Raw genomic sequence first — 14,029 nt, 5'->3', positions numbered from 1 at the left:
AGTCCATGTGTGCGGTACGACAACTCAATTGCCCTGAATATCAGGCGCATCGATGCCGCCCATTCGCGACGGGGGAAGAACGATGAAACGAGCTTGACCGATGATGTTGTCGATCGGGACGGTTCCCTGGAACTCGTCGTCGACGTGGTAGCGCGAGTCGGCGGAATTGCTGCGGTTGTCACCCATGACCCACACGTGGCCCTCGGGAACGGTGATCGGTCCGAAGCAGCGGCCCGACTTCAATTCGGTGTCACACGTTTGTGTTCCCGGAGTGAACGGGAAATCCATCTTGATGTACGGCTCGTCGAGCGGCTTGCCATCGACCAGGACTCGGCCCTGATCGTCACAGCATTCGACGGTCTGGCCGCCGGTAGCGATCACTCGCTTGACCAAGTCGTTCTCGTCCGGCGGAACGAGGCCGACCCACGAACCGACCTCTTGAATGCCGCGAACGACAACGTTGTCGGACCGATTGGACACATATTTCGTGTTCCACGAATCGGGTCCCTTGAAGACGACGACGTCGCCGGGTTCCGGATCGCCGAAGCGGTATCCGATCTTCTCCACCACGATGCGGTCACCGGTACATCCCGCACAGCCGTGCAGTGTCGGTTCCATCGACTCGGATGGGATGAGAAAAACTCTGAAGACAAATGCCTGAAGGACGATGCTGAGTACCAGCGCTACGCCGATCAGAACAGGGAGTTCTCGCAGGAACGATCGCTGTTTCTTCTGCGGCCGATGTGAGGTCGGTTCCGCGGAACCGCTTGATCCCTCGTGATTCTCGGGTCCGGACGACAATGCCTGCTCCTTCGAAGAATCTGCCACAGAAACCAGATTAGCCCGACACCGCGCGTACGCGGTGCCGGGCTCATCGGAAAGATCAGCGCTTTTCCTTGATCTTCGCCTTCTTGCCACGAAGCTCACGGAGGTAGTACAGCTTGGCGCGACGGACGTCACCGCGGGTCAGAACCTCGATGGAGGCCAGCGTGGGGCTGTGAACCGGGAAGGTGCGCTCGACGCCGACGCCGAAGGAGACCTTACGGACGGTGAAGGTCTCGCGAACGCCGCCGCCCTGGCGACGAATAACGACGCCCTTGAAGACCTGCACGCGCTCCTTGGAGCCTTCGATAACCTTGACGTTCACGTTGAGCGTGTCGCCGGGACGGAACTCGGGGATGTCGTCGCGGAGCGACTTTTTGTCCAGGAAGTCCAGGGTGTTCATATGTCATCCTTGTATTTCGCAGGAGCAGAGGAACCGAGCGGCACGCGTTTCGGTCTCCCGAAACGGCGCTCGTCTGGTTCGTGCCCAGATCAAGTGCTGCTGCCTGGTCCAGGCAACCCGTCCATTGTGCCAGACGCGGATACCAGCGGGGAAATCGGTGGCGGCGGAGCCGCGTGAATGGTGTGGTCCAATTCCTGCTCGGCCGCGGTCATCGCATGCTCGACGCTCGGCGATCCGGCAATCAGATCCTGGACGTAGATCTTGGCCCTGATGACCGGTCGCCGCCACTTCCGCTCACGCTCGAGCGCGCGGTTCATCCGTTTCGGCTTACGCGTGTACCGCCAGCGAGCCCACGGTGCACCCGGCCGGCTCAAGCGAACCGCTCCGATTACCAGCAGCGGAAAGACGAACAGGCCGACGAGCCCCGTCCATATCTTCCCCTTGAGAATCACGATTGCCGCCAAGGCGAAGTTGATCAACGCGACAAAAACGAACACCAACTTGATCCACGGATCCCGTTCTTCACGGAACCCGGCGACGTCGAGAAGTTCGAGCGGGCGGAAACCCAACAGCACCAGACCGGTCACGGCGATTGCGACGAAAACCGCATCCACCGAGGTCCGACCTTGCTCGGACCAGTACACATCCTTCAGATAGAAGATCAGTGCGAACTCGTCGAGCACCAATGCCGCACCCATACCGAAGATCGCCGCCAGGACGGCACCGGTGGTCTGCGAACCATCGACGTAGACCGCGATCAGCGCACCACCGGAGATCATCATGGCGATCACACCGAACACGACGTGATGCACGTGCTGACCTCCGGGCGCGATGTTGCCCGGCCACCATTTCACCTGCGCACGGATCATCCGGACGCTGAGACGGATGAAGAGGAAGGCAGAGAGGAATCCGAGCAGGAAGAACAGCAATGGCAATCGGCCATGGGCGATGATCTCGCGCTCGAGCCACTCCCGCATCACTGTCCTCCCTTCACCGAATTTCAGATCCGACCATTCTTCCGATTGATACCGCCAACCGACTCGAATGAGACGATACGGACTCCGAAAACCCGGCGGACGGAATTACTTGCCGAAGCCCGCCTTGCGCAGAGCCTCAGCCATCGACCCGGCAGCGGGCGCGCGGTTGTCCGGACGCGACTCGCGTCCACCCTGACGTCCGCCACTACCTCGTTGCTGCCCCTGACGCTGACCCTGTGGCTGGCCCTGACGCTGTGGTTGCCCACCTCGCGGGCCTTCGGACTTGCGGGGTGCGCCCACCTCGTCGTCGAGACGAAGCGTCAGCCCGATGCGTTGGCGTGCCTCGTCCACTTCGAGGACCTTCACCTTGACGACGTCACCTGACTTGACGACCTCGCGTGGGTCCTTGACGAAGTTGTGTGACATCGCCGAGACGTGAACCAGACCGTCCTGATGAACTCCGATGTCGACGAAGGCACCGAAGGCTGCGACGTTGGTGACCACACCTTCGAGAGTCATACCGGGCTTGAGATGCGCGACTTTCTCGATGCCTGCGGCAAAGGTCGCGGTCTTGAATTCGGGTCGTGGATCTCGCCCCGGCTTCTCCAACTCGGAGATGATGTCGGTGACGGTCGGTAGACCGAATCGCTCGTCGACGTAGTCGGACGCCTTGACCGATCGAAGTGCCTGCGAGTTTCCGATCACGGTGCGCACGTCCCCGCCGGCACTGGCAACGATCTTGCGAACCACCGGATATGCCTCCGGGTGGACGCTCGACGCGTCGAGAGGGTCGTCGCCGTCGGTGATCCGCAAGAAGCCTGCGCACTGCTCGAAAGCCTTGGGTCCCAGTCGGGAGACGTCCTTGAGTCCCTTGCGGGACTTGAACGGACCGTTCTGGTCCCGATGGGCGACGATGCTCTCCGCTAGGGAACCTGCGATTCCGGACACCCGAGCGAGAAGTGGCACGGACGCGGTGTTGACGTCGACGCCGACCGAGTTGACGGCATCCTCGACGACGGCGTCGAGCGAACGTGAGAGCAGCGATTCGGTGATGTCGTGCTGGTACTGACCGACACCGATGGACTTGGGATCGATCTTGACCAACTCCGCCAACGGATCCTGCAGGCGACGCGCAATGGACACCGCACCGCGAATCGAGACGTCGAGGTCGGGAAGTTCCTGCGACGCGTAGGCCGAAGCCGAGTACACCGATGCGCCTGCCTCGGAGACGACGATCTTGGTCAGGTTGGGCGCGCCGGTCTTCTTGATCAGTTCGGTAGCGAGCGTGTCGGTCTCGCGTGAGGCCGTGCCGTTGCCGATGGCGATCAGTTCGACGCCGTGCTTGGCGACCAGCCCGGCAAGCGTCGCAAGCGCCGCGTCCCACTTGTTCTGCGGCTGGTGCGGGTAAATCGTCTCGTATGCAACAACTTTGCCGGTTCCGTCGACGACGGCAACCTTAGTTCCGGTGCGAAATCCGGGGTCGAGTCCCATGGTGGGTCGGGCGCCGGCGGGAGCCGCGAGGAGTAGATCCTTGAGGTTGGTGGCGAAGACGTCGACGGCGTCCTTTTCGGCCGACTGCCGCAGACGCATTCGAGTGTCGATACCGAGCGTGACGGCGAACTTCGTCTTCCACGCCCACTTGACGGTGTCGAGAAGCCACCCGTCGGCGGCCCGACCACGGTCGGCGATCTCGAACCGCGACGCGATGCGGCCTTCGTAGACCGTGCGCTCCCCCGGCGCGAGTTCTTCGGTGTCGGCCGCCATGTTGAGCGACAGCACTTCTTCCTTCTCTCCGCGCAGGACGGCGAGGATGCGGTGCGAGGGCAATTTGGAGAACGGTTCCGAGAACTCGAAGTAGTCAGCAAACTTCGAGCCATCGGTTTCCTTGCCCTTGCGGACCGATGAGACGACCTGGCCGCGACTCCACATAAGCTCGCGCAATTCACCGACCAGATCGGCGTCCTCGGCGAAGCGCTCCACGAGGATCGACCGGGCACCGTCGAGTTGCTCGTCCGAATACTGCGCGGGATCGGTGGTGGGATCTCCGATGAGAGCGTCCGCGACAGGCTCGTGGCCGGCCTCGCGGGCGATCTGCGCCTTGGTGCGCCGCTTCGGTTTGAAGGGGAGGTAGATGTCCTCCAGCCGCGCTTTTGTCTCGGCCAGCATGATCTGACCGCGCAGTTGATCGTCGAGTTTGCCCTGAGAGTCGATCTCCGTGAGCACGGCGTCACGACGGTCGTCGAGCTCGCGGAGATACCGCAGCCGCTCGTCCAGAAGTCGCAACTGGGCGTCGTCGAGCGTGCCGGTGACTTCCTTGCGGTACCGGGCGATGAAGGGCACCGTGGCTCCGCCGTCGAGAAGGTCGACTGCTGCTGCAACCTGGCCTTCGCGGACGTCGAGTTCCTCGGCAATGCGCTGGTTCACGGTCTTGAGAATCACGAGATCCGACCCTACCGCTATCCTGAGACAAGAAGATCGGCAACAGTGCCGTGTCAGGGCTACCGGGGGAAACAGATGAGTACGCGGTACGTCCGGATTGCCGCAATGGCGGCCGCAGTTACTTTTGCGGCTTCGTGCAGCGGTGGACAGAACCCGGATGATTCGATGCAGACCCCCGCCTTCCCCGACACCAATGTTCCGGTCGCGGAGACTCTCGACGGCCGACTGGCTCAAGCTCAGGTGGCGGCGCTCGGGCGCGGTGCGGACGTCTCCATCGCCGTCCTCGATCGATCCTCGGACAAGTACCTCGATGTTGCCGGCGACCAGCAAATCGAAACTGCCTCGGTGGCAAAACTTTTCATCGCCGAGGATCTCCTCCATCAGGACGCTCGCGGCGAGCGGCCCATCACGGACGACGATCGCACCCTCATGGCGGCAATGCTCGAATCCTCCGACGACACCGCAGCCAACCTTCTGTGGGACGAGGTCGGCGGTCAGGAGGTGATCACCCGGGTTGCCGAGCGTTACGCACTGACCGCGACGACGCCGCCGTGGGACGGAATGTGGTGGAACACCGAGACCACGACGCACGACCTGGTCACTTTCTACAACGGCGTCCTCGACGACTCCGACCGGCTCGGACCTGAGCGGGTCGAGCAATTCGTCGAGTACCTGCGGCAATCCACTCCCGAAGGAACCGACGGCTACGACCAGAGGTTCGGATTGCCCGAGGCCTTGTTCGGCGAGTCGGTCATCGGAGTCAAGCAAGGCTGGATGTGCTGTGTCGAGGACAAGTGGATCCATCTGTCCACCGGCATCGTCGGTGACGACAACCGATACATCATCGCAATCGGTTCGCGAGAAGACGTCCAGTACACGGACGAGGACAGCTTCTATCCCGACACCTCGTTCACCGACGCCGTCGACGACGAAAGCGCACTGCACGCACGTGACACTGTCACCGGCGTCACACAGATTCTCTTCCCGAGCGGAAGCATCGACGACTGGGCGGCGGCATCCACGACCGCGGATTCGGTGATGCCCGAAGCTTCCGGGCCCTGATTCGATCCACGCGGTCGTGTTCGTCCTCAAGCCTGCTTGTACTCGAGGACCGAACCGATGACCCGTTCCTGTTGTTCGGACGTGAGCATGGGCCACAGTGGCAGTCGAAGGATCGACGCGGAGAACTCGGCGCTACGCACACACGGCTCCGGTGTTCGTCCGTAGCGCACACCGGCCGCACTCGTATCGAGCGGAATGTAGTGGAACGGCGCCACGATTCCGTCGGCGGCGAGATGCCGAATCAAGCCGTCGCGGCTCTCTTCGGTAGGCATCTTGAGATAGAACAGGTGCGCGGTGTGCTCGCGATCATCGGGAACCGCCATGGGAACGACACCGTTCTCGGACGCCCACACGCCCAGACTCACGCTGTAGGCATCCCAGACGCGATGCCTGGCCGCCTGAATCGCGTCGAACTCCGAGAGTTGTGCGTCGAGGACAGCGGCATTGAGTTCACTGGGCAGATAACTCGACCCGATGTCCTGCCACGAATACTTGTCGACCTGGCCGCGCAGGAAACGCGCACGGTCGGTCCCCTTCTCACGGATGATTTCGGCGCGGGTCATCAACTGATCGTCGGAGAGCAACAGCGCGCCACCCTCGCCGCAGTGAACGTTCTTGGTGTCGTGAAAACTCTGCGTACCGATAGTTCCGATGGTGCCGAGCGCCCGCCCGCGCCACTTTCCGCCGAGCCCGTGAGCGTTGTCTTCGATCAACGCGACACCGTGGAGTTCCGCGAGGTCGAGGAGGGGTTCCATGTCGGCGGCGACTCCGCCGTAATGCATGACCAGTACTGCTTTCGTTCGTTCCGTGATTGCCGCTGCGACGCAGTCGGGATCGATATTGCCGGTACTCGGATCGATGTCGACGAAAACAACAGTGGCCCCGCGCAACGCGACGGCGGTCGCCGCCGAACTGAACGCGAAGCTCGGGACGATCACCTCGTCACCTGGGCCCAATTCGAGTAGCAGCGCACCCAATTCGAGTGCGTGCGTGCACGAGGTCGTCAGCAGAGCATGCGTGGATCCGGTGATCGCTTTGAGTGCTGCAGTCGCGGACTTGGTGAAACGTCCGTCACCGTGAATGTGATCGGACTCCAGAACCGTTGCCAGATTCGACAATTCGTTCGATGCCCGATAGGGGCGGGAGAAGATGATGCGATCAGTGCTCACGACTACGCCGATCGATCGAGGTTCCGGGCCGCGGTGAATCGACAGTCAGATACAGAGGCTTTCCGACAAGGACGTGCAGTGCCACGCCAAGGTATTCGGCGATGAGACCGAGCGAGAACAGGATCGCACCCGAACAGACCAGCAGCGCCATGATGATCGACGCCCATCCTTCCGGGTCGTTGTTGTCACCGGTCATGGCTTGGACGAAGATCACCGCAGCCATGATCACACCGGCCGACGCCAGGGTGACCCCGAGCAGACTCACCAGTCGCAGACCGCGTGTTCCGCTACACAACACCATCTTCCAGAACAACGAGAACAAACGGCGATAGTTGTACCCCGATTCCTCGCGGCCTTCCGCTCGAAGTGTCACCGGCGCCGTGGCGGTATTGCCGACAACCCACGTCAGCGCGACGTCCAGATACACGCCGTTGGCGGCGACGCCGGCCAACTGTCGGCCGATGTCACCTCGGATCAGGCGGTAACTTTCGAATCTCGTCGAATCAGGGAACGCGAATACCGTCGCCAAGACGATCTTTGCGCCGCGCGAGGTCAGGTTCCGCAAGAATCCATGCGGGCGGGTGTTCGTGGGTTTGGAATACACGAGATCGGATCGCTCCGTCAGCGCGGTGTCGAGGAAAGCCCCGATGTGCACCGGGTCGTGCTGACCGTCTTCGTCCATCGTCACGATCCACTGGCCACGTGCAACGGCCATACCGGCGATAGTCGCCGCGTCCTGGCCGTAGTTGCGACTGAGCCACACGACACGCACCTGATCGAAACGGCGCTCCAATTCGAGTAACACGACGTCGGAACGGTCCGGACCGTTGTCGTGAACCAGCACGATCTCGTCGACGGTGAACTGCGCTCCACCGGGCGTCGAACTGGGTGCGCACAGGCCGTCCAACTCCTCGACGAGCGCCGTGATCGTCTTTTCGCCCTGATAAACGGGCACTACGACGGAAATCGAGTGCACTCGCTTCCACTCCCTTCAGGGGGCTCGACTGGCGCCGAGAGACAGGCACGATCGGGCCCACACCGTCGCGAACTTTAACACGCAGAGATGTCCGGACTTCGGATGCCGACGGCGCGTGATGCGCTCGCGTCTCCGCGCGCCCCACCTGCCCTGTTAAGGTCTGGAACTCGTGGTGGAAACTCGCACTCTCGCCCGGGCAGACGTGTACAAGTGGGGCGCCGTCACGGCGGTCGGTGTCATCGCCGGCTACCTGGCCGTGGTGCTCGCGAACGCTCGTCACTTCTACACCGACGACACCGAGTCCCAGTACGCGCCGCTGTGGGTCATGCTCGGCCGTAGCCTGCGAGAAGGACACCTGCCGGTACTCGTCCCCGAGAACTGGATGGCCGGCAACTACGCGATCGAGGAAGCGGGCCTTCTCAATCCGCCACAACTTCTGATCGACCTGATCGCACCGTCCTTCGACAACCTGGCGCTTTACGCGACGATCGTGAAATTGATCTTCGCGATCATCCTTGCGCTGGGCGTCTATCGGATCTGCCTGGAGTACGGCTCGAAGCCCACGTGGGCTGCGGTCGCCGGAGTCTCGATTCCGTTCACCGGTTTCCTCCTCTTCTTCGACTCGGCCAGTTGGATGACAGCCTTCACCGGCACTGCCTGGATGGTTCAGGCGTGGGCCTCGGCAATCCGCTACGCCCGCGGTAAGAGCGGTCCGATCCCGACCTTCGTGTTCTTGTATCTCGCGATGTCGGTCCAATATGTTTTCCCCGCAGTCGAATCCGGTTTGATGATCGTCGCAGTCGCGATCGGCGAAGTTGTCTATCAGCGGCGTTGGCTGCCGTCGCTGCGGCTTCTGGCGGTGTCCGCGTGTGCCGCCCTCGCCGGTCTCGCGACGTATCTGCCGAGCCTGCTCACCGCTGACGTCACCTGGCGCGGTGCATCCGAAGTCAAGAACGACGCTTTCCTCGCCGTTCCCTGGTCGGAATCGCTGAACGCGAGCCTGCCGAGCACGATGCCCGCGTTCTCCTCGTGGTGGGGATACATCCAGACCATGCCCATGGTCTACGTCGCGTGGTTCCTCATTCCGGCTCTGGCATTCATCGACTGGGGCAAGGCACGCGCCGCGGGACGCGAATTGACCGCCGTCGGGATCTTCACGGTCGCCGTCCTCATGTGGACTGCCGGGCCGAGCACGATCGGCCCACTGCGGTGGCCCGCGCGCGTGCTTCCGATGGTGGCCATCGGACTCCTGCTTCTGGTGTGCATCCTGCTCGGGCGTTACGCCACGACCGACAAGTTGCGCGGACGCTGCGTTGCAGCCGGAATCCTCGTGGGCCTGCTTTTGATCAGGTCCGCCTCGGCAGCTCCCGGGCTCGCGAAATGGCATGTGATCTCAGCCCTGGTCGTTGCCGCACTCGGCGCTGCGATGGTGTGGCTGGGCCGCACCAAGGGCACCGCGCTCGCATGCCTGTTGGCAATCGCCGCGGTCTCCCCCATCGCCTACGCCCAGGTTCGGGCCGCGCAACCAACCCCGATGAGCTGGAACCTGCCCGAATCCCGCTCGGAGATGAAAGAGACCTTCCCCGACTTCGAAGGCACGACACTGCAACTGGGCGACCGTGCACTCATCGGACCCGGGGACAAAACCCTCGACGGAGCATACGGTTCCCTGGCTTTCGGAAACTACCCCAAAGACCTCGAACTGACCTACACCAGCGGCTACACCCCCAACGGGCACTTCTACTTCGGTGATCTGCTCTGCATGCGCTGGGACATGAGCGTCTGCCCCGACGCCTTCCGGCGGGCATTCACCGTCGAACCCACCACCGGCCGCACCATCGTCGACCTGATGAAGGTGGACCGCGTCGTACTGCAGAACGCCCTCTACCCCGACGCACGTAAGAACCCGGCCCCCGACGGGTGGACATGGGTCGACTACCCCGGACACGAGAACTACATCTCCGTGCTCGAACGCGTCGACGGCCCCGTCTCGACACGAAACGGCCGCATCGCCGATACCCGTGGCGTCGAAGCTGTTTCGACCGCGGAATCGAACATGTCGAGCACCCTTCGTGTCAGTTCGGAGACCGGCGGCAAGGTTGTGTTCGCACGGCTCGGCTGGCCCGGGTATCGAGCTAGCCTCGACGGTCAGCCTGTCCCGATCGACGTCGTCGCGAAGTCCTTTGTCACCGTGGACATCCCAGCCGGGACGAAGGACGCTGAACTTGTCCTCACGTGGCGACCCCCGGGATGGAAGGTCGGCGGCGCTTCGATGGTCGCCGGAATCCTCGGCCTCGGTGTGCTCGAGTGGATGTATCTGCGGACACGACACAAGGACCGGATCAACACCGTGAAAACCGAGTCTTCATGACCGAAGACATCGCATCACCCGAGAACCCCGGCCCACTGCTGCGGGTGGTCAAGCATCAACCCATCGCGTTTGCCATTGTCGGAGTGGCCAATACGGCGATCGGATACGGGCTCTTCGTGATCTGGTCACTGATCCTCGACAACAAGGATCTGTATCAAGTGGCTGTGATCGGTGCGTACTCCATCAGCGTGCTCATCGCTTTCGTTCTGCATCGGACGTTGGTTTTCCGCGTCCGCGGACATGTGGCACGCGACCTGGGCGCGTTCATCGTCGTCAATTCCGGTGGCCTCGTGCTGAATCTGATACTCGGAACAATCGCGGTGTCGATTCTGCATGCCCCGCCGCTTCCCGCCCAGGCGGTTGTCATGTTGATCGTTGCCGGGGTGAGTTTCTTCGGTCATCGATACTTCTCGTTCCGCCGCAAACCTGCCGAGCGGCACTGACCCTTCTACGATTCGCGGGGTAGCGCTCGATCCACCGCGGCCTCGACGATCGTACGAATATCTTCCTCCCGGAACAGGTTCGGCAATGTCAGTCGATCCAGTACGAGCCAGTTCAACGACAAATAGAGCAGGCGAACGGTCATCGCATCACCCGGCACGCCCGACGCCAGATGATTGGCTACGTTCAGATCGAAGTCTTCTCGGATGCGGACGGTCAGGACCGCTCGCAGGTCCGGACGACGTATCGCCTCCAGCCGCAACTCCATGAGCGCGAGGAAACCCGTTCCAAACGAGGTGACCCGCTCGACCACGTCGAGCATGAGCGTCACCAGTCGCTCACGATCGGTGCCGTTGACGGGATCGATCAATCCCTCGAGGTCGTCCGGAATCAGTCGCTCGTAGATCCGGCCACCGGCCTGCGTGAGTAGGTCGTCGCGATTGGAGAAGTAGTTCGACGCTGTCCCGTTCGGCACGGCTGCCTGGGTGTCGACGGCTCGAAAAGTCAAGCCTCGAGCACCCTCTCGGGCCAACACCTCGATTGCCGCGTCGATCAGGGCAAGCCGTCGTTCCGGGTTCTTTCGCACTTGACATCACTCCTGACACGACCCTAAGTTAAACCACTACGACCATAGTACTACGAACGGAGCGTTTGATGCGAAAGCTTGTGTACTACGTGGGAGCTTCCCTCGACGGCTACATCGCGGGACCAGACGGCGAATTCGATTTCTTCCCGGTTTCCGAACAGATCACGGTCTGGATATGCGATCGATATCCCGAGACCGTGCCAACGCATGTGCGGCCCGCTCTCGGAATCGAGGACGCACCCAACAGAACCTTCGACACGGTCGTCATGGGCCGCGGCTCTTACGAGCCCGGGCTGAGCCTCGGCGTGACCAGCCCTTTTGCGCACCTGCGCCAGTTCGTCGTCTCCAGCACCCTCCCTGACGCCGAGGATCCCGCGGTCACCATCGTTCGCACCGATCCACGTGCGGTCGTCAGATCCCTCAAAGAGGAAGAAGGACAAGATATCTGGCTGTGCGGCGGCGGAACTCTCGCCGGCGAACTACTACCGGAGATCGACGAGTTGATCGTCAAAAGGTATCCGGTTGTCGCCGGCGCGGGCATACCGCTGATCAGAGGTAACTTCGAGCCGACACTGTTCACACCGACTGCAACCGAATCGCTCGACGACGGCGCAAGCATCACCTGGTTGAAGAGAAATACCTAAGGAAGTAGATCCGGTCGACGCTCGGCCGTGCGCCGCAGCGACTGCTCATGGCGCCAGGCTTTGATCTTCGCGTGATCTCCGGAAAGCAGAACAGGCGGAACCTCGAGATCACGCCACACGGCGGGGCGAGTGTAACTGGGCCCTTCGAGGAGCCCGTCGGAGAACGAATCCTCTTGGTGCGACAGCTGATTGCCGAGAACGCCGGGCATCAGTCGCACAACAGCCTCGACCATCACCAGCACGGCTGCTTCGCCGCCGATCAGAACGTAATCGCCGATACTGACTTCTTCGACGCGAACCCGCTTGGCGGCGTCGTCGAAGACGCGTTGGTCGATACCTTCGTATCGGCCGCAGGCGAAGACAAGGTGCTTGGCGGTGGCCCAGCGATGTGCGGTCGCCTGAGTGAACGGGACGCCGGCGGGAGTCGGCACCACCAGGATCGTCTCGGCATCATCCGGGCCGGAAGTATCGGAGCGACCGATCACGTCGTCGAGCGCCGGGCCCCAGACGGTGGGTTTCATGACCATGCCGGGCCCGCCGCCGTACGGGGAATCGTCGACGGCTTTGTGTACGTCATGGGTCCACGACCGAAGATCGTGGACGTCGACCGAGATCAAGCCACGTTCGATTGCCTTGCCCAGCAAGGCAGCACGAAGCGGTTCGAGATACTCGGGAAAGATGGTGACGACGTCGAGACGCATGACAAACGATCAGTCGTTGTCTGGGTTCGAATTATCGCTGTTCGACTTGTCGCCGAAGTCCGGGTCGAGCAGCCCCTCGGGAGGCTCGATCATCACGACGCCGTCGGCAATCGACACCGAGGTGACGATGGCGGCGACAAACGGGATCAGCAATTCACCGGACGTCTCGCCGGTACGACGAATCGAAAGCAATTCGCCTGCGGCGGAATGTAATACCTCGATGACCGAACCGACCTCGGTACCGTCCGTGAGGACGACCTTCAGTCCTTCGAGTTCGTGATCGTAGAACTCGTCCGGATCATCCGAAGGCTCGAGTTCGGAACTGTCGATGACAAACAGTGTGCCGCGCAACGCATCTGCGTCGCCACGGTCACTGACGCCTTCGAGGCGCAGCAGAAGCCGCCCGGAATGATCCCGGGCGGCTTCCACTGTGTACGACTTCAGTGTGGACTCGCGCGGCTTGCGCCCACGCAGCACAGAACCTACGGCAAAACGATCTTCGGGCTCGTCTGTACGAACCTCGACTACCAATTCACCTTTGATGCCATGCGACTTCGCGACACGACCGACTACGAGTTCCACCTGTTTACTGCCGTCTACTGATCGGTGTCGACGACATCAACACGGATACCGCGGCCACCGATGCCGGAGACCAAGGTCCGCAGAGCGGTCGCCGTGCGACCACCCCGACCTATGACCTTGCCGAGATCGTCGGGGTGCACGTGCACCTCGACGGTCCGTCCCCGACGTCCGGTGATCAGCTCGACACGCACATCGTCGGGATTGGCGACGATGCCACGCACGAGATGCTCTACCGCATCAGCGACGACGGCACTCACTTGTCAGCAGCCTCGGCGTCTGCAGCGGGAGCCTCGGCGTCAGCCGCGGTGTCTTCTGCCTTGGCCTCGTCAGCCTTTGCAGCCTTCTTCTTCTTGGGGGTGATTGCTTCTGCAACCGGCTCGTTCTCGGCCTGCGCGAGCGCAGCCTGGAAGAGCTCGAGCTTGGTGGGCTTGGCTTCCTTGACGCGAAGGGTGCCTTCGGTGCCCGGCAGGCCCTTGAACTTCTGCCAGTCACCGGTGATCTTGAGGAGTGCCTCGACGGGCTCGGTGGGCTGTGCGCCCACGGACAGCCAGTACTGAGCACGCTCGGAATCGATGTCGATCAGCGAGGGCTCTTCCTTGGGGTGGTACTTGCCGATGGTCTCGATCGCACGGCCGTCACGACGGGTGCGCGAGTCGGCGATGACAACGCGGTACTGAGCGTTGCGGATCTTGCCGAGTCGGGTGAGCTTGATTTTGACAGCCACAGCTGCAGTTCTCCTTCAGCGCGCACAACAGTGCTGCGCATGTCACGTGCAATTCAGCGACCCACACGATTTGTGAGCCCGGTTTTGCCTCTATCCTGTGACCGTCGCAGCGGTACGTAACCGGTTGCGACG

The 14,029-nt window shown here is 62.1% G+C and carries 15 protein-coding genes; 4 read left to right on the top strand and 11 right to left on the bottom strand.

Going from position 1 to position 14,029, the window contains the following annotated elements:
• Nucleotides 1–24: 24 nt before the first annotated feature.
• The 4 genes from lepB to H7C86_RS10875 form a co-directional block, all read right to left on the bottom strand.
• Entirely contained in the window at nt 25–828 is an 804-nt protein-coding gene (gene lepB, locus H7C86_RS10890; protein WP_003942787.1) for a signal peptidase I, read from the bottom strand.
• Nucleotides 829–883: 55 nt separating this feature from the next.
• Nucleotides 884–1,225, bottom strand: coding sequence for a 50S ribosomal protein L19 (gene rplS, locus H7C86_RS10885; RefSeq protein WP_003942791.1), 342 nt, complete (start codon nt 1,223–1,225; stop codon nt 884–886).
• An 89-nt stretch (nt 1,226–1,314) separates the two neighbouring features.
• Nucleotides 1,315–2,202 (bottom strand): hypothetical protein, encoded by an 888-nt coding sequence (locus H7C86_RS10880; RefSeq protein WP_003942742.1) that lies wholly within the window; start codon nt 2,200–2,202, stop codon nt 1,315–1,317.
• A 105-nt stretch (nt 2,203–2,307) separates the two neighbouring features.
• Nucleotides 2,308–4,641: a Tex family protein gene (locus H7C86_RS10875; RefSeq protein WP_070796224.1), complete on the bottom strand. Its 2,334-nt coding sequence runs from the start codon at nt 4,639–4,641 to the stop codon at nt 2,308–2,310.
• Between the two features lie 75 nt (nt 4,642–4,716).
• Here H7C86_RS10875 and H7C86_RS10870 point away from each other — a divergent pair, with 75 nt between their 5' ends.
• Nucleotides 4,717–5,703 carry a serine hydrolase gene (locus tag H7C86_RS10870; protein WP_182261092.1) on the top strand — a complete coding sequence of 329 codons (987 nt, stop codon included), beginning with the start codon at nt 4,717–4,719 and terminating at the stop codon, nt 5,701–5,703.
• 26 nt (nt 5,704–5,729) lie between these two features.
• Here the strand turns inward: H7C86_RS10870 and rffA are convergent, their stop codons facing one another.
• Both rffA and H7C86_RS10860 read right to left on the bottom strand, forming a co-directional pair.
• Nucleotides 5,730–6,872, bottom strand: a complete 1,143-nt coding sequence (rffA, locus tag H7C86_RS10865) for a dTDP-4-amino-4,6-dideoxygalactose transaminase (RefSeq protein ID WP_182261093.1) — start codon at nt 6,870–6,872, stop codon at nt 5,730–5,732.
• The gene (locus H7C86_RS10860; protein WP_019747967.1) at nt 6,862–7,848 is read right to left on the bottom strand and encodes a glycosyltransferase; all 987 of its coding nucleotides are present in this window, start codon (nt 7,846–7,848) and stop codon (nt 6,862–6,864) included. The genes rffA and H7C86_RS10860 overlap by 11 nt, the downstream gene beginning before the upstream one ends.
• A gap of 172 nt (nt 7,849–8,020) precedes the next feature.
• On the opposite strand from H7C86_RS10860, the gene H7C86_RS10855 reads away from it, so the two are divergent.
• Entirely contained in the window at nt 8,021–10,219 is a 2,199-nt protein-coding gene (locus H7C86_RS10855; protein WP_182261094.1) for a hypothetical protein, read from the top strand.
• On the top strand, nt 10,216–10,662 hold the full coding sequence (locus tag H7C86_RS10850) for a GtrA family protein (RefSeq protein WP_020969332.1): 447 nt from the start codon (nt 10,216–10,218) through the stop codon (nt 10,660–10,662). The genes H7C86_RS10855 and H7C86_RS10850 overlap by 4 nt, the downstream gene beginning before the upstream one ends.
• Nucleotides 10,663–10,667: 5 nt before the next feature.
• On the opposite strand, the gene H7C86_RS10845 is transcribed toward H7C86_RS10850, so the two are convergent.
• Nucleotides 10,668–11,246 (bottom strand): TetR/AcrR family transcriptional regulator, encoded by a 579-nt coding sequence (locus tag H7C86_RS10845; protein ID WP_182261095.1) that lies wholly within the window; start codon nt 11,244–11,246, stop codon nt 10,668–10,670.
• A gap of 68 nt (nt 11,247–11,314) precedes the next feature.
• Between H7C86_RS10845 and H7C86_RS10840 the strand changes: the two genes are divergently transcribed.
• Nucleotides 11,315–11,890 (top strand): dihydrofolate reductase family protein, encoded by a 576-nt coding sequence (locus H7C86_RS10840; protein ID WP_182261096.1) that lies wholly within the window; start codon nt 11,315–11,317, stop codon nt 11,888–11,890.
• On the opposite strand, the gene trmD is transcribed toward H7C86_RS10840, so the two are convergent.
• Genes trmD through rpsP form a run of 4 tightly spaced genes read right to left on the bottom strand, consistent with a single transcriptional unit; the run spans nt 11,887 to nt 13,897 of the window.
• Nucleotides 11,887–12,591 (bottom strand): tRNA (guanosine(37)-N1)-methyltransferase TrmD, encoded by a 705-nt coding sequence (trmD, locus tag H7C86_RS10835; protein ID WP_182261097.1) that lies wholly within the window; start codon nt 12,589–12,591, stop codon nt 11,887–11,889. The genes H7C86_RS10840 and trmD overlap by 4 nt on opposite strands.
• 9 nt (nt 12,592–12,600) lie before the next feature.
• Complete coding sequence (rimM, locus tag H7C86_RS10830) at nt 12,601–13,173, bottom strand: ribosome maturation factor RimM (RefSeq protein WP_020969330.1); 573 nt, start codon at nt 13,171–13,173, stop codon at nt 12,601–12,603.
• 14 nt (nt 13,174–13,187) lie between these two features.
• Entirely contained in the window at nt 13,188–13,430 is a 243-nt protein-coding gene (locus H7C86_RS10825) for an RNA-binding protein (protein WP_003939023.1), read from the bottom strand.
• Complete coding sequence (gene rpsP / locus H7C86_RS10820) at nt 13,427–13,897, bottom strand: 30S ribosomal protein S16 (protein WP_003942818.1); 471 nt, start codon at nt 13,895–13,897, stop codon at nt 13,427–13,429. Before rpsP ends, H7C86_RS10825 begins: the two co-directional genes overlap by 4 nt.
• Nucleotides 13,898–14,029: the final 132 nt, after the last annotated feature.

Origin of the sequence: Rhodococcus sp. UFZ-B548 (assembly GCF_903819475.1) — a bacterium.
Taxonomy (GTDB): Bacteria; Actinomycetota; Actinomycetes; order Mycobacteriales; family Mycobacteriaceae; genus Rhodococcus_F; species Rhodococcus_F erythropolis.
This window is presented reverse-complemented; position numbering and strand designations above follow the sequence as displayed.